Raw genomic sequence first — 22731 nt, 5'->3', positions numbered from 1 at the left:
TGATGCACCTCTGGTATGAAAGGGAAAAACAATAAAGATATGAGTACGCACACCGGTACACCACGCTACGAGATTCGCGGTATCACCCTGTACGGTTTCGACAGCATGACAGCGTTTGTCGATTTTTTGATGCCCCCATCCGGTATCCGTACAGGTACGTTGGTGGCCATTAATGCGGAAAAGGTTTTGAGTGCTGAACGGGATGCGGCGTTGAGCGCCCAAATCCAGCAGGCCGAATTCAATTATCCTGATGGCATCAGTATTGTACGGTCGATTCGAAAGAAATATCATCAGGCCTCCGTGCAGCGCATCGCGGGTGCCGATCTGTGGGAAGCCTTAATGCAACGCGCTGGCCGCGAGGGGACCCCGGTGTTTTTGATTGGTGGCCGTGAGGCGGTATTGGATGAAACGTGCGCGAAGCTGCGTCGTCAGTGGAACGTCAACATCGTCGGTGCCCAGAACGGTTACTTTGTCCCGTCTGAACGTGAGGCGCTGTGTGCCCGCATTGCAGCGAGCGGCGCAAAGCTGGTGACGGTAGCGATGGGCTCACCACGCCAGGAGCTTTTCATGGCGGATTGCCAGAGGCAGTGGCCAGAGGCGCTGTATATGGGCGTAGGCGGCACCTACGATGTCTTTACGGGACACGTAAAGCGTGCGCCTGTCTTCTGGCAAAAACTGGGGCTGGAGTGGCTCTATCGCTTGCTCGTGCAGCCCAGTCGCTTGCGCAGGCAGTTAAAGCTGGTGAAATACCTGCGTTATCACTGGCGTGGCGATCTGTGATATCGCTGATTAATGCCAGAATTTCGCGTCCGCACAGGCGTAAATGCGTTATTTGTCGACGAAATGCACAAAGCGTAATCAAACGCGCTATTTTCTTTAAAAAGCACTAGACAGGATGGGCGCTTATCTCTAGTATGCACATCCGCAACGGCGCTACGCGCCCGTAGCTCAGCTGGATAGAGCGCTGCCCTCCGGAGGCAGAGGTCTCAGGTTCGAATCCTGTCGGGCGCGCCATTTAGTTTGTGCGTATGAGCTTCGGTGGTATCAGTACCGCGTTAGGTAGAAAGATTTAAATGCTGTAGGTTTGACTTACAACATTCAGTACAGTGGTGGCTATAGCTCAGTTGGTAGAGCCCTGGATTGTGATTCCAGTTGTCGTGGGTTCGAGTCCCATTAGCCACCCCAGATTTTGCTGGGATACGCGAAGGTGGCGGAATTGGTAGACGCGCTAGCTTCAGGTGTTAGTGTCTTAACGGACGTGAGGGTTCAAGTCCCTCTCTTCGCACCAGGCAAAACAAATTAAAAAAATCGGCGAGTAGCGCAGCTTGGTAGCGCAACTGGTTTGGGACCAGTGGGTCGGAGGTTCGAATCCTCTCTCGCCGACCATTTTTAGAAACCTGTCTGAGAAGACAGGTTTTTTTTCGTCCGTACAAAAGAGGGTGAAGACCACCGAAGGCGGTTTGTGCCGGGCGAAGCGAGGCAACGTTGCGAATGCAAAAACCTGCACAGGAAGCATAGTCTTCTCTCACCAGAACGGTCTGCACAAACAGGTTTATCGTCTTGCCGAAAGGGCGATGTGCATCTGTGAGAGCGGTTTCTGGTCAGGTGTGGTGAGAAAGAAATTTAGTTTGCGTTTCCGCCGTAAGCGGCGCTATTGCTCGTTTGTCCAGCCTGCTTTGCTTACGGTAGTTCCGCGGAAACCGGCATTAAGTGGTTGTCGCAGAATCGAGACGCTTAACGCATTGTTTTAAATGAAGTTGACGCGCCTTTACTTTACGTGTCGCTTATTTGCGACGTAAAGCGAGCGCTGTGTCGCATTATCCCGACAATTCCCAGGCTGCGCGCAAAGAGTGATAAAATTATTTATTTCTAACTCTCTGTTTTAATTAAGTAAAAAATAAAAAAGCGCAACTGGCATGGATTATGCAATAATTAACGCGTAGATGCTCATTCCACCTCTTATGTCTGCTTCGGCTACATAAACCTGGGAATGACGCAGAGCCAATTTTGGGTACCTGTTGTCTGCCTGCCTGTATCGCGAAAGCCTTACAGGATTAACAGACACCACGTTGAGTCGGGTACCTCTCGGTTGTCAAACCGACCTGATTTTACACCTGCTTTCGGCAGGTGTTTTTTTTTTGTCTCAACCTGTGGGCGTAAAAAAACCGGGCGAACCCGGTTTTAACAGATCAGGCATCGGGATTGTTCTTTAGCGTCAGTAACAGACCTTCACGACGCATTTTTGCGGCGTCTTCCGGACGGCGCAGACGATCATACACATCCGCCAGCCAGGCGTAGTCAAAAGCGTCGGGGCGCTGTGCCAGCGCCTGTTGCAGGGCTTCCGCTGCCTGCTGCCATTCACCATGGCGCATCAGCAACTGACCCAGGGTGCTGTGCAGTAAAGGCGTGGCACCATGCTGCTTAATTTGCTGACGTAACGCTTTTTCCAGCGCTTCCGGGTTACCGCTTTTAAGGCGCGGCATCAACAGGACAAGACGATCGTCGTAATGACGTTTCAGCCCATCCAGCAGAATCTCCTGAGCGGTATCGTGATCGTCACACTCAATCAAATGGTCAATCATCGCCACCTGCAACGAGGTCTCATGGCGTGTTTTACGGCTCAGATTTCCCCACCAGCGTTTTAATCCCTCGCTGCCCTGATCGGCCATCGCCTGATTCATCAGACCCAGCCAGGCCTGTTGTTGCAGCGCAGCGCGGTGCTCTTCACTGCCAATCTGCGTTTTTTCCATGGACGGGAGGATATCGAGCAGGGCGCTCCAGGCACTGGTACGAATATAAGCCTGCTCGGCCAGGCGCAGGACCTCTGGATGACGCGGAGCCACTTCGAGTAAACGATCAATACTGTGGCGGGCAGCGTGATCTTCATGTCGCGCCAGCTGGATGCGGGTTCGGGTAATCTCGACCGGGATAACATCATTACCAGCCAGTTCAGCTGCCCGTTCAAGATGCTGATTAGCCCGCATTTCGTCGCCTCGTTGCTGAGCCGCTTCTGCCGCGAGCAAATAGTTTGCGACAGGAACATCAGCATGGTCGGCGTCTTTGGACAGCAGCTTTTCTACCTGCCTGAAATCACCTTCTGCCAGTTTAAGCAGGGCGTTTTGTGTCTGGCGCTGTGCACGACGGCGCTTGCGTCCGGTAAACCAGCCACGGGTACGGGCACCCGTCCGAAACAGGCGACGCAGCAGCCACTCCACCGCCAGAATCACTAACAAACTGATAATCAGGATAATGGCAAGGCCGGTCACACTGGTTTCCACATTCCAGTTGTCGGTCTGGATCAGCACATAACCCTGATGGCCGGCAATCATCGGCCCCAGCACAATCCCTGCAATCAACAGGACAAAGAGGATAAATACCTTAAGCATGATCAGCCTCCCTGCTGGTTTGCGGCGGCAGAGGGTTGTGCCATCAGGTTACGCACGCGCGTTTGCATCAGTTGTTCAAGCAACGGCTGGCTTTCCAGGCTGTCTGGCAGATCCATATTGATATCTTGCTGGCTAAGTTCATCCAACTGGGCCAGAAACGCTTTTGTCGAGGCATCGTTCGTATCATACCAGGCACGCACCCATGTTGAGACGGTTTCCAGCGACTGCTTGTAGATCTCCTCCTGATGACGCGGCACGGCCTGGGCCGCGATCAGCAGACGAGAACGAATGTTTTCGCGAAGGTAAACGTCCTGATTCGGGGCCAGTAAGGGCTGGGCAGTGTTGTCCCGGCGACGGATGGTAATAAAGTCATCCATAAAATTGTGCCAGCTCTTCACCAGGTTCTGACGCCATTCGCGAATAGAGCCAGAAAGTTCACCGTTGTCGCTGTCCATCGGCGCGTCATCGCTGTCGTTATCGGCCAGACGTAAATTATCCACGTTGTTTGATAGCTGATTAAGCTTCAGGATAATGCCGTCGTAGTCCACCTGGGAGATAGCCGAAAGCGTACTGATATCCTGCGTCAACGCGCGACGCACATTCATGACGCTGGGATCGTTCATATCTGCCAGGCTGGCATCAGCGCTTTTCAGCAACGCTGCGGCCGTGGTGACATCCTGATCGCTCCACAACTTACGACCCGCCAGTTTCACCAGATAATCTGCCTGAGCCACCAGCCAGCTGCGCACGTCGTTTCCTGAAATGGAGGCTAACTTTTCGCGCAACGCCTGCAGCGCTTTCTCAGAAGCCGCCTGTTGTGCCTGAGCGGTCTCTAACGCTTTTTCTGTGGTGCTCAGCTGCTGAGAAAGCTGCTGTTTATCGCTGTTTGCCTGCTGCTGTAGCTTGGCAAGCTGTTCGCTCAGACTCTGATTGGTTTGTGCCTGCAATTCGGCCTGGTGTTTATCGTTCAGGTATAAACCTGCGCCAATCGCCAGAGCGATGACGATCGCGACCGCTCCCAGGATCATGCCGCCGTTCTTTTGCTTGCGGGGTGGTTGTTCCTGAAGAGAAGCATCGCGATCAACCGCTGGTGTAGTTTCTTCAACCACGGCGGAGGTGTCTTTTTGTTCCGTCATATCTGGCACATCCCATTGTTAAGTTCAACATAACGCGCGCAGTAGCGCATCGTTATCGGCACCTTCGGCTACGTGAATATCCTGCCAACCAAGATTGGCGGCCACAGAAGCCAAACGTTCGCTGACGACAATCAGTCGGCAGCGGAGCAGCCATTCCTCGCGATCGACCTCGGGGAACAGCGAATACAGCTGATGCAACATTTCGCCGCTGGTGACGACCAGCGTAGAAACATGACGATCGCGCCAGCGGCGGCCTTCGATTGCACCGTCATAATGTTTTTGGCAGCGCTGATAACACTCGGCATAGAAGACCTGCGCGCCCCGTGCCGTCAACGTTTCTGACAGCAGTTCGCGGCCCTGATTGCCACGCAGGATAAGCGCGCGTTTACCTGACACCTGTTGCAACGTGGCCAGCTTGATCAGCGCCTCGCTGGTTTCCTGTGCATGAGGCCAGGTCACCTGTAAGCCACTCACTGTATGAAACGCTAACGCGGTACTGCGACCAATTGCATAATAGTCCAGGTCTGCGGGCCATGCTTTGACAGCATGCTGTGTATAGTGGATAACCTGCTGCGAGAGCAGAAAGACCATATCGCCCCGGCGCAGCGTGGTTAGCGAAGCCGGTAATGAGGGCAGGTCAGCTCCCGGCGCGAATTCGATCAGGGGCAGGCTCCACGCCTGTTTACCCTGGGCGTGCAGTCGGGAGACCAGCTCTGCCGCTGCGGGTTCCGGGCGCGTGACCAGAATCGTCATACGGGGGGTTGTCCCTGATAAACGTCGTGCAGAATTTCACGCGCGCCGTTGTTAAGCAGTTCTTCGGCCAGCGAGATCCCCATCTGCTCGGCCTGAGACCGTGGCCCGCGGCGCTCGCCGCTTACAACGGTACTGCCGTCCGGCGCGCCAACCAGACCCCGGAGCCAGAGCTCATCACCATTCAGCACCGCAAAACTGCCGATAGGTACCTGACAGCCGCCTTCCAGACGGGTATTCATGGCGCGCTCAGCTTTGACACAGACAGCCGTATCATCATGATTCAGTGCCTGTAGTAACCCAATTAAGGTGCTGTCATCCAGGCGGCATTCAATGCCCACCGCACCCTGGCCGACGGCTGGCAGTGAAATTTCAGCCGGCAGTAGCTGGCGAATTCGCGTTTCCAGCCCCAGGCGGTTAAGGCCGGCGGCGGCAAGGATAATGGCGTCATAGTCGCCAGCATCAAGCTTACTTAACCGCGTGCCGACATTGCCGCGCAGCGATCGAATGACCAGGTCGGGACGGCGTGCACTGATCTGACACTGACGGCGCAGGCTGGACGTACCAATCACCGCGCCATGAGGAAGCTCGTCAATCGACGCGTAATGATTTGAGACAAAGGCGTCGCGTGGGTCATCACGCTGGCAAATGGTGACCAGGCCCAAGCCTGCCGGGAACGCTACGGGCACATCTTTCATCGAATGCACGGCCAAATCGGCACGGTTCTCCAGCATCGCCTGCTCAAGTTCTTTGACAAACAGCCCCTTACCGCCCACCTTAGCCAGCGGCGTATCCAGGATGATGTCGCCTTTGGTCACCATGGGCACCAGTTCAACCTGCAAACCCGGATGGGCGCTCATCAAACGCTGCTGTACATATTGTGCTTGCCACATGGCAAGAGGGCTTTGTCGTGTAGCAATTCTGAAAATTTTGTTTAACATGCCGTTAACCATTTAGATCGTTCATCGAATATCCTATCATCGTTGAGGGAAGGCTGTCAGTTTCAACGGATTGAAAAGAACCGCCCGCAGATTAAACCTGAGATATCAGGCAGTAATCGCAGGCCGCTCGTTGGGTGTGCGAAAAGTAGACGAAACCGTGCTAAAATAGCGGTAGCGTAACTTTCTTTACGGTCAATCCGGCGAGTGATAGATTGATCACGTTTCCAGCAATAATCTGCACGACATCTTTATAATAAGTGGCAGAGAGCGGAAGCAGGGTGCTTAACTCCAGGACAACCAGGCGAAACGTCTTGTACCTCTATATTGAGACACTGAAACAGAGACTGGATGCAATTAACCAGCTGCGCGTAGATCGCGCGCTGGCTGCAATGGGACCCGCTTTTCAGCGAGTCTACAGTCTGCTGCCGATCTTATTACATTATCAACATCCGCTGATGCCGGGTTACCTCAAAGGTAACGTTCCACATGGCATCAACGTCTTCACGCCTGATGAAAACCAACTGCAGCTACTGGCCGAGTTAACAGGCGAGCAAGAACTTACCCTGGTTGACGCGCCAAAAGGCGAACTGCCCATTACCGGTATTTACTCGATGGGCAGTACCTCCTCTGTTGGACAAAACAGCGTGTCCGATCTGGATATCTGGGTGTGCCATCAATCCTGGCTGGATAATGAAGAGCGCCTCAATCTGCAGCGCAAATGTGCGCTGTTGCAAAAATGGTGCGCCTCCATGGGCATCGAAGTCAGCTTCTTCCTGATCGATGAAAACCGCTTCCGCCATAACGAAAGCGGGAATCTTGGCGGTGAGGACTGCGGTTCCACTCAGCATATACTGCTGCTGGACGAGTTCTACCGCACAGCCGTGCGCATGGCAGGTAAACGTATCCTGTGGAATATGGTGCCGGGCGAAGAAGAGCATCACTATGATGACTATGTGATGTCGCTCTACGCGAAAGGCGTGCTCACGCCCAACGAGTGGCTTGATTTAGGCGGCCTCAGTACCCTGTCAGCGGAAGAGTATTTTGGTGCCAGCCTGTGGCAGTTGTATAAAAGTATCGACTCACCTTACAAAGCAGTCCTGAAAACGCTGCTGCTTGAAGCCTACAGCTGGGAATACCCGGACACTAAACTGCTGGCGATGGACATCAAACAGCGACTGCACGATGGCGAGATCGTCTGTTTCGGTCTGGATCCTTACTGCATGATGCTGGAGCGCGTTACGCATTATCTCACCAGTATCGACGATCAGCCGCGGCTCGATTTAGTACGCCGCTGCTTCTATCTGAAAGTATGCGAAAAACTCAGTACGGATGACCATCAGCAACGTAGCGGCTGGCGTCGTGAAATTCTGTCGCAGCTGGTGAAATCCTGGGGTTGGGACGATGAAAAGCTCGCCATTCTGGACAACCGTGCCGAATGGAAAATCGAACGCGTCCGTGAAGCGCATAATGAGTTGCTCGATGCCATGATGCAAAGCTATCGCAATCTTATCCGCTTTGCCCGCCGCAACAATTTAAGCGTCAGTGCCAGCCCGCAGGATATCGGCGTGCTGACCCGTAAATTGTACGCTGCCTTTGAGGCTTTGCCGGGCAAGGTGACGCTGGTTAATCCGCAGATTTCCCCCGACCTGTCCGAATCCAACCTGACCTTTATTCATGTGCCGGCGGGCCGCGCCAATCGTCCAGGCTGGTATCTGTATAATCAGGCGCCGGATATGAGCTCGATCATCAGTCACCAGCCGCTGGAATATAACCGCTATCTCAATAAGCTGGTGGCCTGGGCATGGTTCAATGGTCTGCTGACCAGCAAAACCCGTCTGCATATCAAAGGCAACGAGTTGTGTGATCTGGCGCGCCTGCAGGAGCTGGTTGATGATGTCTCCAGCCATTTCCCGCTGCGCCTGCCTGCACCCACGCCCAAAGCGCTCTACAGCCCCTGTGAAATTCGTCACCTGGCGATCATCGTTAACCTTGAGCACGATCCGACCTCGGCGTTCCGTAACCAGGTGGTGCATTTTGATTTCCGTAAGCTCGATGTCTTCAGCTTTGGCCAGCAGCAGCAATGTTTAATTGGCAGCATTGACCTGCTGTACCGTAACTCATGGAATGAAGTGCGTACGCTGCACTTTAGTGGCGAGCAGGCGATGATAGAAGGGCTGAAGACCATCCTGGGTAAAATGCATCAGGATGCCTCACCGCCAGATACGGTGGAGGTTTTCTGCTATAGCCAGCATTTGCGCGGCTTGATTCGTACCCGTGTGCAGCAACTGGTGTCTGAATGTATTGAACTGCGCCTTTCCAGTACGCGTCAGGAGCCGGGCCGGTTCAAGGCATTACGCATGGCCGGCCAGACCTGGGGTCTGTTCTTTGAACGCATGGGGGTTTCGGTGCAGAAACTGGAAAACGCCGTTGAGTTCTATGGCGCCATATCCAATAACAAGCTGCACGGTTTGTCGATCAAGGTTGAGTCCAATCAGACGCCTTTGCCGCCGGTGGTCAATGGCTACGCCAGCGAAGGGATCATTCAGTTCTTCTTTGAAGACACCACTGACGATCGCGGCTTCAATATCTATATCCTGGATGAAAGTAACCGCGTTGAGGTCTACCACCACTGTGAAGGCAGCAAAGAAGAGCTGGTGCGGGATGTCAGCCGTTTTTACTCGTCGTCACACGATCGTTTTACCTACGGCTCTAGCTTTATCAATTTCAACCTGCCGCAGTTTTACCAAATCGTGAATGTGGGTGACCGTTATCAGGTGATTCCCTTCAGGAATCAGACATTAACGGCGCTGTGCGCCTCACAGCCCGATAACGACAACAACGACTATCAACCACGCTATCAGATGCACTGAGTTCTGCCGGAGGCTTGTGGCGCTCTGCCAGGGCCTGCCCCAAGGCTTGCGTGAATTGCTGGGATTTCCTGTTGCTTTTCCAACTTCAACTGCGATGATAAGCATCCAGGACACAGGACATGAAGAGCATAAAGAATGAAGAAAGCGATAAGCCTGTTAGCAATGACACTGGCATTAACAAGCCTTGCAGGCTGTGGATTGAAAGGACCGCTCTACTTCCCACCGCAGGAAACGCCAAAACAAGCCGCGCCCACGTCAGCGCCCACGCAAAAGCAGAAAGCCGAGGCCTCTAAAGCGGATGTGGGCGGTCTGGTGACCGGTGATTCAAGCTCACAAATGAAATAATTCTTATGGCGTATCCGGCGGAGCAAAAAATGCAGTTCTCCAAAATGCACGGTCTCGGCAACGATTTCATGGTTGTGGATGCTGTGACGCAAAACGTCTTTTTCTCGCCGGAACTGATCCGCCGGCTGGCCGATCGCCATTTAGGGGTGGGTTTTGATCAGCTACTGATCGTCGAACCGCCTTATGATCCCGATCTCGACTTCCACTACCGTATTTTCAATGCGGACGGAAGCGAGGTGGCGCAATGCGGTAACGGGGCGCGCTGTTTTGCCCGCTTTGTCCAGCTGAAAGGCCTGACCAATAAAAGCGACATTCGCGTCAGCACCCAGGCGGGCAGAATGGTGCTCAGCGTTACGCCCGACGAGCTGGTCCGCGTGAATATGGGGGAGCCCAATTTTGAGCCCCAGCAGGTGCCTTTCCGCGCTAACAAGGCTGAAAACCTGTACCTGCTTCGCGTGGCGGAGCAGACGGTCATGTTTGGTGCCGTCTCCATGGGAAATCCCCATTGCGTGATTCAGGTCGAAAGCACCAAAACCGCACAGGTCGAGCTGCTGGGACCGATACTGGAAAGCCACGAGCGTTTTCCTGAGCGCGTCAACGTTGGCTTTATGGAAATCATCAACCCTGAACATATCCGGCTGCGTGTTTACGAACGTGGTGCGGGCGAAACGCAGGCGTGCGGCAGCGGTGCCTGTGCAGCGGTGGCCTGTGGCATTCAGCAGGGGATTCTGAGCCAGAAAGTGCGCGTTGATTTGCCAGGCGGTACGTTACACATCGCCTGGAAAGGTGCCGGACAGCCGCTGTTTATGACCGGCCCGGCCACACATGTCTACGATGGGTTTATTCACTTATGAAAAATGTCGAAGAGCAGGTGGAAAACACACCTCTGCTGGACGATGAGGCCGTCAGTGATTATCTGCGACAGCATCCTGATTTCTTTATGCGTAATGCGCGCCAGGTCGAACAGATGGCCGTACCGCATCCGGTTCGCGGCAGCGTTTCGCTGGTGGAATGGCACATGGCGCGCCAGCGCAACCATATTCAACGGCTGGAAGAAGAAATCACCTTGCTGATGGAGCAGGCCACGGCGAACCAGCAACTTTTTGCCCGCCTGCTTGCACTGCAAAGCCATCTTGCCGCCGCGAGTTCACTGCAGGATATGCTGAACCGCTTGCATCGCTGGGCGCGTGAGCTGGGCCTGGCCGGGGCCAATATCCGCCTGTTTAACGATAAGTGGCGGCTGGGTGCGCCCTCTGATTTTGTGCAGCTTGGCCTGGCGCGCCAGGCCTTTGAACCGCTGCGCATTCAGCGCTTCGGTAATGAACAGCACTATCTCGGCAGTATTAATGGCCCCGAACTGCTGCTACTGCTGCCCCAGGCGAAAGCCATCGGCTCGGTGGCCATGTCACTGATGGGCGAACAGGGGGAACTCGGCATCATCATGTTCAGCAGTCGCGACAGCCTGCATTATCAGTCGGGCATGGGAACCTTACTGCTACAGCATCTTTCGCAGATGATGCCGGAATTACTGGAACGTTGGGTGGAGCGCGCATGAGCAGCGTGCTGCAGGAGGCCGTTGACGGATTTCTGCGCTACCTGAAGGTTGAGCGCCAGCTCAGCCCGTTAACGCTGAGCAGCTATGCGCGCCAGCTAGAGGCGTTGGTGAGCATCGCCGATGAAATGAAGGTCGGCGCATGGTCGCAACTCGATCCCGCCATGGTACGCAGTATGGCTGCCCGCAGCCGTCGGGCAGGCCTGGCCGCCAGCAGTCTGGCGCTACGGCTTTCGGCGCTACGCAGTTTTCTTGACTGGCAGGTGAGCCAGGACATGCTGCTCGCCAACCCGGCGAAAGGCATTGCCACACCGCGTAATGGCCGCCATCTGCCCAAAAATATCGACGTCGATGAAGTTAATCAACTGCTGGAAATCGATCTTAACGATCCGCTGGCAATACGCGATCGTACCATGCTGGAAGTGATGTATGGCGGAGGGCTTCGCCTGTCCGAACTGGTCAATATGGACTGCCGCCATGTTGATCTTGAGGCGGGAGAAGTCTGGGTATCAGGAAAAGGCAATAAAGAGCGGCGCGTACCGATTGGACGCACAGCGGTCAACTGGATTCAGCAATGGCTGCCGCACCGTCTCGCCTTTAACGCCGACGACGATGCGCTGTTTCTCTCCAGCCGGGGCAAGCGCATCTCTGCCCGTAATGTTCAAAAACGTTTTGCCGAATGGGGCATTAAACAGGGCGTGAACAGCCATATTCATCCGCACAAGCTGCGTCACTCCTTTGCAACCCATCTGCTGGAATCCAGTGGCGATCTGCGCGCGGTGCAGGAACTCCTTGGTCATGCCAACCTGTCGACGACGCAAATTTATACCCACCTTGATTTCCAGCACCTGGCTTCGGTGTATGATGCTGCGCATCCCCGCGCCAAACGAGGAAAGAGTGAATGAAGTTCTATCGCCCGCTGCGTGCCATCAAAGCGATCACCTTTGATTTAGACGACACGCTGTATGACAACTATCCGGTCATACGTAAAACCACAGAAGCATCGCATGCCGCTCTGCAGGCTTTTCATCCTGCACTGCGTGACGTGACGCCGGATGATGTGGCGACGCTGCGCAATCAACTGCGACTTCATGAACCTGACATTTATCACGATGTGACAGAATGGCGCCGTCGTACGATAGAGCTGCTTATGACTGACGCGGGCTTAACGGCAGCAGACGCGACAGCGGGCGCCGCCCAGATCATGGAGGTGTTCCATCACTGGCGCAGCCAGGTGGCGATGCCGGCGGAAACCCATGACACGTTGAAAGCGCTGGCGAAAAAAGTCCCGCTGGTAGCGATTACGAATGGTAACGCGCAGCCTGAAAAGCTCGGCCTGTCAGCCTACTTCCAGTTTTCACTGCGTGCTGGCCCAGACGGGCGCGCGAAGCCGTGGCAGGATATGTATCACCTTGCCGCGCAACGCCTGAATATCGCCCCGGGCAGTATTCTTCACGTCGGTGACGATCTCACTACGGATGTGGCCGGCGCGTTACGTTATGGCATGCAAGCCTGCTGGATTAACCTGCGTGAGGGGAATCTGATGCACATTGACGATGCCCGTCTTCTGCCCCACGTTGAAATTTCACAGTTGGCATCACTGACCTCGCTGTTATAATGGCTGTAAATTTATCCAGTCTTATGCTTCGCATTCTCTGACTTATTGGTGCTTATGGACGTTTCTGAACTGCTCGACGGGTTGAATGACAAACAGCGTGCTGCCGTTGCGGCACCGCGCAGCAACCTGCTGGTGCTGGCGGGCGCGGGCAGTGGAAAAACACGCGTTCTGGTGCACCGCATCGCCTGGCTGCTGTCCGTTGAAAACTGTTCACCTTATTCCATTATGGCGGTGACCTTTACCAACAAGGCGGCGGCAGAAATGCGTCACCGTATTGAGCACCTGATCGGCACCAGTCAGGGCGGTATGTGGATTGGCACGTTTCACGGCCTTGCGCACCGTCTGCTGCGTGCGCATCATCTCGACGCGGGGCTGCCGCAGGACTTCCAAATCCTCGACAGTGAAGATCAACTGCGTCTGCTCAAACGCCTGATTAAGGCGATGAATCTGGATGAGAAGCAGTGGCCTGCGCGTCAGGGCATGTGGTACATCAACGGCAAGAAAGATGAAGGTTTACGGCCGAAGCACATTGAAAGCTATGGCAACCCGGTAGAACAGACCTGGCTGCGCATTTATCAGGCCTATCAGGAAGCCTGCGATCGTGCCGGGCTGGTCGATTTTGCCGAGTTGCTGCTGCGGGCCCATGAACTGTGGTTAAACAAGCCCCCTATCCTGAATCACTACCGTGAGCGTTTCAGCAATATTTTGGTGGATGAATTTCAGGATACGAACAACATTCAGTATGCCTGGATTCGTATGCTGGCGGGCGACAGCAGCAAAGTCATTATCGTCGGTGATGACGATCAGTCCATCTATGGCTGGCGCGGGGCGCAGGTTGAAAATATTCAGCGCTTCCTGACGGATTTTCCCGGTGCCGATACCATTCGTCTTGAGCAGAATTACCGCTCCACCAACACGATTCTGAAAGCCGCTAACGCCCTGATTGCCAATAATAATGGCCGACTCGGCAAAGAGCTGTGGACCGATGGCAGCGATGGCGAGCCGGTCTCGGTTTACTGCGCCTTCAACGAGCTGGATGAGTCGCGCTTTGTCGTCAATCGCATTAAAGCCTGGATGGAAAATGGCAATGCGCTGGCCGATTGCGCGATTCTTTACCGCAGTAACGCCCAGTCGCGCGTGCTGGAAGAAGCCCTGCTGCAGGCCAGTATGCCCTACCGGATTTACGGCGGCATGCGCTTCTTCGAGCGCCAGGAAATTAAAGATGCGCTGGCCTATCTGCGTCTGATAGCCAACCGCAACGACGATGCGGCCTTCGAGCGCGTGGTCAATACGCCCACACGTGGCGTGGGCGATCGTACGCTGGATGTGGTGCGTCAGACGGCCCGCGAACAGCAGATCACCTTATGGCAGGCAACGCGTGAACTCCTTCAGTCACGCGCGCTCGCCGGCCGTGCCGCCTCTGCCCTGCAACGTTTCTGTGAGCTGGTGGATTCACTGGCAAGCGAAACCGCCGAAATGCCACTGCACGTACAGACCGATCGGGTCATCAAGGATTCCGGTCTGTGGCTGATGTACGAGCAGGAAAAGGGTGAAAAGGGCCAGGCGCGTATCGAAAACCTTGAGGAGCTGGTGACAGCCACGCGCCAGTTTAGCTATCAGGATGAAGATGAAGACCTGATGCCGCTTCAGGCCTTCCTGTCGCATGCCGCGCTGGAAGCCGGCGAAGGGCAGGCGGACAAATGGCAGGATGCGGTACAACTGATGACGCTGCACTCTGCGAAAGGGCTGGAGTTCAGTCAGGTATTTATCGTCGGCATGGAAGAAGGCATGTTCCCCAGCCAGATGGCCCTGGACGAAGGTGGACGGCTGGAAGAAGAGCGCCGCCTGGCTTACGTTGGCGTCACACGTGCCATGATGAAACTGACGCTGACGTACGCGGAAACCCGCCGTCTGTACGGAAAAGAAGTTTACCATCGCCCCTCGCGATTCATCGGTGAGCTGCCCGAAGACTGTATTGAAGAAGTCCGGTTACGCGCCAGCGTTACGCGGCCGGTCAGCCATCAGCGCATGGGCACACCGATCAGCAAAAGCGACACGGGGTTCTCTCTGGGACAGCGCGTTCGTCACGCGAAGTTTGGTGAAGGCACCATCGTGAATCTGGAAGGTAGCGGGGAACACAGCCGCCTTCAGGTGGCATTTCAGGGGCAGGGGATCAAGTGGCTGGTGGCTGCCTACGCCAAACTGGAAACCGTCTAGCCGCCGGTTGACGACTTTTTCGTCTCAGCGTAACATGCGCGCACTATTATCATGAGAGGACAATGCCTTGGACACGCCCAGTCGATGCTGGCTCATTAACCTGGTTTTCAGGAATAACATCTAAGGCTATCTCATTACGCTGGTAGCCTTAGCGGTTATCAGCGACCTCCCTTTTTGATCCGTCGCACGAGTCAGCACTGATTTATCGTTTCTCCGTGTTCAGGTTCGCGGTTATCTGTTCCGACCGCCTTACAGCGTTGTCCCATAAAGTCTGCAATGGGGAGTCTTGCTATGCTGAGCGCATTTAAACTTGATAACAGTCGCCTGACGCGTCTGGAACTGGAAGAAGAAAGCGATAAACTGACCACGTCAGTGTGGGTTGACCTGGTCGAGCCTGAGGAAGGCGAGCGCGACCGTGTTCAGTCCGAGCTGGGGCAGAGCCTGGCCACGCGCCCTGAGCTGGAAGATATCGAAGCCTCAGCGCGTTTCTTCGAAGATGAAGATGGCCTGCACATCCACTCCTTTTTCTTTTTTGAAGATGCCGAAGATCATGCCGGCAACTCGACGGTCGCCTTTACGATTCGCGAAGGACGCTTATATACACTGCGCGAGCGGGAGCTTCCTGCCTTTCGTCTTTACCGCATGCGAGCCCGCAACCAGACGCTGATTGACGGTAACGCTTACGAGCTGCTACTCGACCTGTTTGAGACCAAAATTGAACAGCTGGCGGATGAGATTGAAAACATCTATAGCGCGCTGGAAAAGCTTAGCCGCGTGATTATGGAAGGTCAGCAGGGCGAGGAGTACGATCAGGCGCTGTCGCGGTTAGCTGAGCTGGAAGATATCGGCTGGAAAGTGCGCCTGTGCCTGATGGATACGCAGCGAGCGCTTAACTTCCTGGTACGAAAAGCCCGTTTGCCAGGCAATCAACTGGAGCAGGCGCGCGAAATCCTGCGGGATATCGAATCGCTGCTGCCTCACAATGAGTCCCTGTTCCAGAAGGTCAACTTCCTGATGCAGGCGGCGATGGGCTTTATTAATATTGAGCAGAACCGCATCATCAAGATCTTCTCGGTGGTTTCCGTGGTTTTCCTGCCGCCAACGCTGGTGGCCTCCAGCTACGGCATGAACTTTGAGTTTATGCCTGAACTGAAATGGAGCTTTGGCTATCCCGGTGCGATTTGCCTGATGATGCTTGCCGGTCTGGCGCCTTATCTTTATTTCAAACGCAAGAACTGGCTGTAATCGTCTGTCAGGGCCGGTCAACCGGCCCATTTCGCTGGCCTGCTGGCACAATTCTGCGTAATCTACCCGCTCCATTTTCACAAAAAATTAACTTTTATGGCCTCTCTTTCATTGCGCGTGCAGTGGTTACTGTTGTTGGTCGCATCGGTATTACTTGGCGCGCTCTTCCAGTATTTTCATGTTCCGGCCGCCCTGTTACTGGGCCCGATGATTGTGGGCGTGATGATGGGGTTATCCGGTGCCACATTGCGCATCCACAAGCGGCTGTTCCTGCTGTCGCAGGCGGTACTGGGCTGTATGATTGCACAGAGCCTGTCACCGTCCATTTTAACGCCGCTGTTACAGGACTGGCCCGTCGTGGTAGCGGTACTGCTGCTGACTCTGGCGGCCAGCGGTGTGTCGGGCTTTTTGCTGGTTCGGTTTAGTCAGCTTCCCGGCCCGACCGGCGCGTGGGGATCGTCACCTGGTGGTGCTTCTGCCATGGTGGCGATGGCGGGAGAATTCGGCGCGGATGTGCGTCTGGTCGCCTTTATGCAGTATCTGCGCGTTCTGTTTGTGGCGGGCGCGGCAGCAATGGTGGCTCGCATCGGCCTGGGCGATGGCGCTCATGCGGGATCACTGGTGTGGTTTCCTGCACTGAACAGCGGTTTTCTGCTGACGATTTGCCTGGTGATCGGCAGCGCCTGGCTGGGCCCCTGGTTACGCATTCCGTCCGGCGCGTTGCTGGTGCCTGCGCTGATTGGCGCTACGCTGCACGCTACCGGAGCAGCCGTGCTTCAGATGCCTGAATGGCTGCTTGCCCTGGCGTACGCGCTGATCGGCTGGAGCGTGGGGCTGCGCTTCACCCGACCCATTTTCAAACTGGCGCTGAGCACCCTGCCGCAAATGCTGCTGTCCATTTTCGGCCTGATGCTGCTGTGTGGCGGACTGGCGTGGATGTTGACGCGCGTACTCCATATTGACCTGATGACCGCCTATCTCGCCACCAGTCCAGGTGGCCTGGACACCGTGGCGATCATTGCGGCCGGAAGCGGAGTGGATATGGCGTTTGTGATGGCGATGCAAACCCTGCGGTTATTCACCATTCTCCTGACCGGCCCGGCAATGGCGCGTTTTCTGTCACGCTTTGCGCAGTCGGCCCCGCGCTGAAAACACGACGGCATCCAGAATGAAGACCAGCAATGCCAGCCAGATAAAGCCAAACGTCAGCATTTTATCCGGCGTGATGGTCTCGCCATAAAACAGCACCGCCAGTAAGAACATCAGCGTTGGGCCAAGATACTGAAAGAAGCCAACCGTCGACAGGCGCAGCCGGGCACAGGCTGCGGCAAAGAACATCAGCGGAATGGTGGTCACAATACCTGCGGCGATCAGCAACAGATTCAGGCTGGCGGGATTGGCGGTAAGATGGCTGGTACTGCTGTCTGCAAAACCAAATAAATACAGCGCGGCCAGCGGAAACAGCCACAGCGTTTCAATCAGCATACCGCTCTGGGCATCGACCTGAATTTTCTTCCTCATGAGGCCGTAAAACGCAAAGCTGAAGGCCAGGCCTAATGCAATCACCGGCACCGAACCAAACTGCCACAGCTGCAAAAGGACGCCAGCGGTAGCGAGCGCCACAGCCAGCCACTGCAGACGACGAAAACGTTCGCGCAGGAAAACCATACCAAACACAACGTTAATCAAAGGGTTAATAAAATAGCCCAGACTGGCTTCTAGCATATGCTGGTTATTCACCGCCCAGATAAACAGCAGCCAGTTACCGCCCACCGTGACGGCGGTCAGCGCCAGTAGCAAGACCTTTTTGGGTTGGCGCACGACGCTTCTGACCTGCCCCCAGCTGCGGCTAAGCGTAATCAACAGCAGCATAAACAAGGCTGACCAGATTACCCGGTGCGTCATGATTTCAGTCGCAGGGACGGCTTTAACTAATTTGAAGTAGGCAGGTGCAATGCCCCATATGAAATAAGCGCCAAGCGCAAAACCTATTCCCTGACGGGTTTGCTGGGTATCCATAAATCATCCTGAAAGTTCGTTCTGTACCAAAAGTCACTGAGAGAAAGCGGCGTGACAGAGGGCCGCAATGTTACCGCAGTCCCCGTCATGTCTGTAGCCCGATCTGGCAACAGGCAGGGTCAGGCTTTGTCCTGCTCACGGGCACGCTGTCGGGAAAGACAAATGGCCTGATGATTGTCATCCGCCCACGCAATCAGTTGCTGCATCGGTTTAAGAAAAGAACGACCTAACTCTGTCAGACTGTACTCAACCCGTGGCGGCACTTCCGGATAAAGAGTCCGCAGGATATAGCCGTCCACCTCCAGCCGTTTCAGCGTTCGTGACAGCACCTGACGAGCGACATCGCCAATATGGCGGTGCAGCTCATTGAAGCGCAGCGTGCGCTCGGCCAGCGCCTCAAGAATCAGCAAACTCCATTTATCGCCAATCCGGTCAAGTACATCCCGAATGGGGCAAGGCTGTTCATAACTGAATGTGTTAGGGGATGACACAGACATGGAAAGGGTTCCTGCACGTTGTAATAGTCACTTTCATGTGACTGAGTCAGCACAAAGTGACGTCTTGTTATCCATTTTGCGCGAATGTACCATCCGCAGCGACAACAGTCTATTTTTGTGACCTGGTGTGATATCAAAACCCGATGGCGCGTCCGGGCCACGCCCGGCACCCTGTATAAAGTGATCCTCTGGCGCGGAGCGGTTAGCGCTGTAACGAATGAGCAAGGAGAAAAATGATGGCAACCTTTCTGAAAACCCTGCTGCTGACGGCAGGTATCCTGACAGCGAGCGCTGGGTACGCCGTGCAACCGAAAGAAGGCCGCGATCTTAACGTGGAAGAGGCCAATCGTGCGCTGGTGATCAACTTTTATAATCAATTTTTCAATCAGCACAAGGTGACAGAAGCGGCCCGGGTGGTGGCGGACGATTACCGCCAGCACAATCCCGGGGTGCCGAATGGCAAGGCACCGCTGGTTAACTTTTTCAGCGATTTTTTCAGCAAAAACCCACAGTCAAAAGCGCGCATCGTTCGCAGTGCAACCGACGGTGATCTGGTATGGCTGCATGTTCACTCGACCAATGGTGAACACGATCGTGGTCAGGCTGTTACGGATATTTTCCGCGTGAAAAACGGCAAAATTGTCGAGCACTGGGATGTGATTCAGGCCGTACCGGCGACCTCAGCGAATACCAATACGATGTTCTGAGGCAGGCAGGATACTGCGTGGCAGGGCCTGAACGGTGCTACGCGTCGATTCGCTTAACCGGTCAGGTAGGTCGCGGTTGCGGTGGCAATGTAAAGGCCCTGCTCATTATGTAATTCTACCCGCGCCACAGAGACTTTATTGCCGGCACGCAGTAAACGGCTGCTGGCAATAAAGCGCTCGCCCCGTCCGGGACGGAGATAATCCACCCGCATATCAATCGTCCCCATACGGGACAGTCGCTGGCGCAGCACGTCTTCACTTATCTGCTCATCACGTGTCAAGGCATGGCTTACGCACACCATGCCCGCGGCGACATCCAGTACCGCTGCTGTTACACCACCATGAAGAATGTGCTGGGCGGCATTGCCCACCAGCATGGTTTTGTTGGCAAAACTGATTTCTGCGTAATCGGGTTCCAGGCGATCCAGTTCCAGACCCAGCGCCTGATTAAACGGCATGTGATAAATAAAAATTTCACCGACGAGGCGGCGAGCGTCCTGCTGAGTCAATAGCACGGATGACATGGTGTTTAGTCCTGAACAGCTGGTAATTGAACTGTAGATGTTAATAAGATGTTTATTCTATGCTTCGCTCAACAGGGTTTCCAGTTTAGGAAATCAGCGCTGATGTTCACCCACTTTTGTGTGTAGAATGTCCTGCTTTTTACAACACCCATTCGCTTTTATGAATACGCAGTTTTCACCGGAGAATCCTATGCGTAAGCATCGCGCCTTGCTGGCGGCAATGTTACTTCCTGCTTTGGCGCAGGCGGACGAAGCCACAATTAAACATGTTCACGATGCACCGCAGGTGCGAGGCAGCATCATTGCCAACCTGCTGGAGCAGCACGACAACCCGTTTGTGCTTTATCCTTACGAAAATAATTATCTGCTTTACACCTATACCAGCGACATAAATAAAGAGGCGATTTCCTCTTACAACTGGGCAAAAAACGCACGTAAAGATGAAGTGAAATTCCAGCTCAGCCTGGCATTTCCGTTGTGGCGTGGCATCGTCGGTGACAACTCCGTATTAGCGGCGTCTTATACTCAGCGCTCATGGTGGCAGTTATCCAATAAAAAAGAGTCGTCGCCTTTCCGTGAGACGAACTATGAGCCACAGATTTTCCTGGGCTGGGCGACCGATTACTCGTTTGCCGGCTGGACACTGCGTGACGTTGAGGTCGGTGTGAATCATCAGTCTAACGGCCGCAGCGATCCGACCTCACGCAGCTGGAACCGTGTTTATACTCGTCTGATGGCGCAGAACGGTAACTTCCTGGCCGAGATCAAGCCCTGGTTCCGTATTTCAGAAAGCGCGAATAATGACGACAACCCCGATATCACCAAATACATGGGTTATTATCGTGCGAAGTTAGGTTACGCCATGGGCGACAGTATTTTCAGCGTTGAAGGCAACTATAACTGGAATAGCGGCTACGGCGGCGCTACGCTGGGCTGGAGTTATCCGATCACCCAACACGTTCGTTTCTATACGCAACTGTTTAGCGGCTATGGCGAATCCCTTATTGACTACAACCATCGTCAGACACGCGTCGGTGTGGGCGTGACACTCAACGATTTATTTTAATTAACCATCAAGTCAGGATCACAGTGGCAACCTCGGCAGTTCTTAATCAGGAAGCGTTGGCGCAGCAGGTATTACAGGATACCTTCGGCTACCAGCAGTTTCGTCCCGGTCAGCAGGCCATTATCAATGAAGCGCTGAATGGGCGAGACTGCCTGGTGGTGATGCCAACCGGCGGCGGGAAATCACTCTGCTATCAGATCCCCGCGCTGGTGCGTGAAGGGCTGACACTGGTCGTCTCGCCCTTGATCTCGCTGATGAAAGATCAGGTGGATCAGCTGCTGGCAAATGGTGTTGCGGCGGCGTGTCTCAATTCGACCATGACCCGCGAGCAACAGCAAAACGTCATGGCGGACTGCCGAAACGGACGCGTAAAGTTGCTCTATATTGCGCCCGAACGCCTGATGATGGATAACTTCCTGGAAAGCCTGGCGCACTGGCAGCCTGCGATGCTGGCGGTGGATGAGGCGCACTGCATTTCTCAGTGGGGACACGATTTCCGGCCCGAGTACGGCGCACTGGGGCAGATGCGTCAGCGCTTTCCCGATCTGCCGGTTATGGCGCTCACGGCGACCGCCGACGAAACCACCCGCCTTGATATCGTCAACCTGCTGCATATGCAGGACCCGCTGATTCAAATCAGCAGTTTTGATCGACCCAATATCCGCTATACGCTGGTGGAAAAATTCAAACCCACCGAACAGTTACTGCGTTACGTACAGGATCAGCGGGGCAAGTGCGGCATCATTTACTGCAACAGCCGGGCAAAAGTTGAGGACACGGCCGCGCGCCTGCAGAGCCGCGGTCTCAGCGTGGGTGCCTATCATGCCGGTATCGACAGCGCGCAGCGCGCCCGCGTGCAGGAAGCGTTTCAGCGCGACGATCTGCAAATTGTGGTCGCCACCGTGGCGTTTGGCATGGGCATTAACAAACCCAATGTGCGGTTTGTGGTCCATTTCGACATTCCCCGCAATATCGAATCCTACTATCAGGAAACCGGCCGTGCGGGTCGTGATGGCCTGCCTGCGGAAGCGATGATGCTTTATGATCCTGCAGATATGGCCTGGTTACGTAAATGTCTCGAAGAGAAACGGCCCGGCCCGCTGCAGGACATAGAGCGGCATAAATTGAATGCCATGAACGCCTTTGCTGAAGCGCAGACCTGTCGCCGTCTGGTGCTGCTGAACTACTTTGGTGAAGGGCGGCAGCAACCTTGTGGTAACTGCGATATCTGTCTCGATCCGCCTAAGCGCTATGACGGTCTGGTTGAAGCCCAGAAAGCGCTTTCGAGTATTTACCGTGTCGGCCAGCGCTTTGGCATGGGTTACATCGTTGAAGTTTTGCGCGGCGCGAACAATCATCGTATCCGTGAACAGGGTCACGACAAGCTGCCGGTTTATGGGCTGGGTAAAGAGAACAGCCATGAGCATTGGGTGAGTGTGCTGCGTCAGCTGATTCATCTGGGGTTAGTCACCCAAAATATTGCCATGCATTCTGCACTGCAACTTACCGAAGCGGCCCGACCGGTGCTGCGCGGTGAAGTCCCGCTGATGCTGGCGGTACCACGGCTCATTACAACCAGACCGAAAAGCAGCAGTTCGGCAAAAGTCTACGGGGGTAACTATGACCGTAAGCTGTTTGCCAAACTCCGCAAGCTGCGTAAGGCGATAGCGGATGAAGAGAACATTCCACCCTATGTGGTCTTTAACGACGCCACATTGCTGGAGATGGCGGAACAGATGCCGGTCAGTGCGTCAGACATGTTGAGCGTGAATGGGGTCGGTCACCGTAAACTCGAACGTTTCGGTAAGCCCTTTTTGCTGATGATTAAAGAGCATCTTGATGAAGAGTAAAGAGGCAT

General features: G+C 54.7%; 21 protein-coding genes and 4 tRNA genes. 18 read left to right on the top strand and 7 right to left on the bottom strand.

From position 1 onward, the window contains the following. The first annotated feature begins 39 nt into the window (after positions 1–39). The 5 genes from wecG (at position 40) to RAC60_RS14680 (ending at position 1386) form a co-directional block, all read left to right on the top strand. Positions 40–780 (top strand): lipopolysaccharide N-acetylmannosaminouronosyltransferase, encoded by a 741-nt coding sequence (gene wecG / locus RAC60_RS14700; RefSeq protein ID WP_375093959.1) that lies wholly within the window; start codon positions 40–42, stop codon positions 778–780. Between the two features lie 157 nt (positions 781–937). After that, positions 938–1014: transfer RNA gene (locus tag RAC60_RS14695), tRNA-Arg, on the top strand. Between the two features lie 95 nt (positions 1015–1109). Continuing rightward, positions 1110–1185, top strand: a tRNA-His gene (locus tag RAC60_RS14690). A 16-nt stretch (positions 1186–1201) separates the two neighbouring features. Next, positions 1202–1288: transfer RNA gene (locus tag RAC60_RS14685), tRNA-Leu, on the top strand. Positions 1289–1309: 21 nt separating this feature from the next. Next, positions 1310–1386, top strand: a tRNA-Pro gene (locus tag RAC60_RS14680). An 803-nt stretch (positions 1387–2189) separates the two neighbouring features. Here the strand turns inward: RAC60_RS14680 and hemY are convergent. From hemY to hemC, 4 genes are read right to left on the bottom strand one after another with little or no spacing between them, the layout of a single operon-like run. Continuing rightward, positions 2190–3386 carry a protoheme IX biogenesis protein HemY gene (gene hemY / locus RAC60_RS14675; RefSeq protein ID WP_033737352.1) on the bottom strand — a complete coding sequence of 399 codons (1197 nt, stop codon included), beginning with the start codon at positions 3384–3386 and terminating at the stop codon, positions 2190–2192. Positions 3387–3388: 2 nt separating this feature from the next. Next, a complete protein-coding gene (gene hemX, locus RAC60_RS14670; protein ID WP_375093958.1) occupies positions 3389–4522 on the bottom strand; it encodes a uroporphyrinogen-III C-methyltransferase in 1134 nt (377 codons plus the stop codon). Between the two features lie 24 nt (positions 4523–4546). Then, positions 4547–5275 (bottom strand): uroporphyrinogen-III synthase, encoded by a 729-nt coding sequence (gene hemD, locus RAC60_RS14665; RefSeq protein WP_006121445.1) that lies wholly within the window; start codon positions 5273–5275, stop codon positions 4547–4549. Further along, positions 5272–6213 carry a hydroxymethylbilane synthase gene (hemC, locus tag RAC60_RS14660; RefSeq protein WP_039339259.1) on the bottom strand — a complete coding sequence of 314 codons (942 nt, stop codon included), beginning with the start codon at positions 6211–6213 and terminating at the stop codon, positions 5272–5274. The genes hemD and hemC overlap by 4 nt, the downstream gene beginning before the upstream one ends. Positions 6214–6524: 311 nt before the next feature. Between hemC and RAC60_RS14655 the strand changes: the two genes are divergently transcribed. The 10 genes from RAC60_RS14655 to RAC60_RS14610 all read left to right on the top strand — a co-directional run bounded on the left by RAC60_RS14655 (position 6525) and on the right by RAC60_RS14610 (position 17209). After that, positions 6525–9083, top strand: a complete 2559-nt coding sequence (locus RAC60_RS14655) for a class I adenylate cyclase (protein WP_033737355.1) — start codon at positions 6525–6527, stop codon at positions 9081–9083. A gap of 135 nt (positions 9084–9218) precedes the next feature. Further along, positions 9219–9428 carry a lipoprotein gene (locus RAC60_RS14650; RefSeq protein ID WP_033737356.1) on the top strand — a complete coding sequence of 70 codons (210 nt, stop codon included), beginning with the start codon at positions 9219–9221 and terminating at the stop codon, positions 9426–9428. 29 nt (positions 9429–9457) lie between these two features. After that, positions 9458–10282, top strand: coding sequence for a diaminopimelate epimerase (dapF, locus tag RAC60_RS14645; RefSeq protein WP_033737412.1), 825 nt, complete (start codon positions 9458–9460; stop codon positions 10280–10282). Continuing rightward, positions 10279–10983: a DUF484 domain-containing protein gene (locus tag RAC60_RS14640; protein ID WP_006121450.1), complete on the top strand. Its 705-nt coding sequence runs from the start codon at positions 10279–10281 to the stop codon at positions 10981–10983. The genes dapF and RAC60_RS14640 overlap by 4 nt, the downstream gene beginning before the upstream one ends. Then, complete coding sequence (gene xerC, locus RAC60_RS14635) at positions 10980–11885, top strand: tyrosine recombinase XerC (RefSeq protein WP_375093957.1); 906 nt, start codon at positions 10980–10982, stop codon at positions 11883–11885. Before RAC60_RS14640 ends, xerC begins: the two co-directional genes overlap by 4 nt. Beyond that, on the top strand, positions 11882–12598 hold the full coding sequence (gene yigB / locus RAC60_RS14630; RefSeq protein WP_375093956.1) for a 5-amino-6-(5-phospho-D-ribitylamino)uracil phosphatase YigB: 717 nt from the start codon (positions 11882–11884) through the stop codon (positions 12596–12598). Before xerC ends, yigB begins: the two co-directional genes overlap by 4 nt. A gap of 54 nt (positions 12599–12652) precedes the next feature. Further along, on the top strand, positions 12653–14815 hold the full coding sequence (gene uvrD, locus RAC60_RS14625) for a DNA helicase II (protein WP_039339236.1): 2163 nt from the start codon (positions 12653–12655) through the stop codon (positions 14813–14815). 67 nt (positions 14816–14882) lie between these two features. Beyond that, positions 14883–14939: a YsgD/CorL family protein gene (gene ysgD, locus RAC60_RS14620; protein WP_349887138.1), complete on the top strand. Its 57-nt coding sequence runs from the start codon at positions 14883–14885 to the stop codon at positions 14937–14939. Between the two features lie 167 nt (positions 14940–15106). After that, a complete protein-coding gene (corA, locus tag RAC60_RS14615) occupies positions 15107–16060 on the top strand; it encodes a magnesium/cobalt transporter CorA (protein WP_006121454.1) in 954 nt (317 codons plus the stop codon). Positions 16061–16156: 96 nt separating this feature from the next. Beyond that, a complete protein-coding gene (locus RAC60_RS14610; RefSeq protein ID WP_185200358.1) occupies positions 16157–17209 on the top strand; it encodes an AbrB family transcriptional regulator in 1053 nt (350 codons plus the stop codon). Here the strand turns inward: RAC60_RS14610 and rarD are convergent. Both rarD and RAC60_RS14600 read right to left on the bottom strand, forming a co-directional pair. Then, a complete protein-coding gene (rarD, locus tag RAC60_RS14605) occupies positions 17180–18079 on the bottom strand; it encodes an EamA family transporter RarD (protein ID WP_054688544.1) in 900 nt (299 codons plus the stop codon). The two genes, RAC60_RS14610 and rarD, sit on opposite strands and share 30 nt — an antisense overlap. Positions 18080–18198: 119 nt before the next feature. After that, positions 18199–18576 (bottom strand): helix-turn-helix domain-containing protein, encoded by a 378-nt coding sequence (locus RAC60_RS14600; RefSeq protein ID WP_006121455.1) that lies wholly within the window; start codon positions 18574–18576, stop codon positions 18199–18201. A gap of 233 nt (positions 18577–18809) precedes the next feature. Between RAC60_RS14600 and RAC60_RS14595 the strand changes: the two genes are divergently transcribed. Continuing rightward, on the top strand, positions 18810–19283 hold the full coding sequence (locus RAC60_RS14595; protein ID WP_006121456.1) for an ester cyclase: 474 nt from the start codon (positions 18810–18812) through the stop codon (positions 19281–19283). Between the two features lie 53 nt (positions 19284–19336). On the opposite strand, the gene RAC60_RS14590 is transcribed toward RAC60_RS14595, so the two are convergent. After that, entirely contained in the window at positions 19337–19807 is a 471-nt protein-coding gene (locus RAC60_RS14590) for a thioesterase family protein (protein WP_006121457.1), read from the bottom strand. A gap of 190 nt (positions 19808–19997) precedes the next feature. Between RAC60_RS14590 and pldA the strand changes: the two genes are divergently transcribed. Both pldA and recQ read left to right on the top strand, forming a co-directional pair. After that, positions 19998–20873: a phospholipase A gene (pldA, locus tag RAC60_RS14585; RefSeq protein WP_033737373.1), complete on the top strand. Its 876-nt coding sequence runs from the start codon at positions 19998–20000 to the stop codon at positions 20871–20873. A 23-nt stretch (positions 20874–20896) separates the two neighbouring features. Beyond that, the gene (gene recQ / locus RAC60_RS14580; protein WP_375093955.1) at positions 20897–22723 is read left to right on the top strand and encodes an ATP-dependent DNA helicase RecQ; all 1827 of its coding nucleotides are present in this window, start codon (positions 20897–20899) and stop codon (positions 22721–22723) included. The last annotated feature ends 8 nt before the right edge of the window (positions 22724–22731 follow it).

It is taken from the genome of Pantoea sp. BR_17 (assembly GCF_041955125.1).
GTDB lineage: Bacteria > Pseudomonadota > Gammaproteobacteria > Enterobacterales > Enterobacteriaceae > Pantoea > Pantoea stewartii.
The sequence above is the reverse complement of the archived record's forward strand: the minus strand, read 5'-3'. Positions and strand labels throughout refer to the sequence as shown.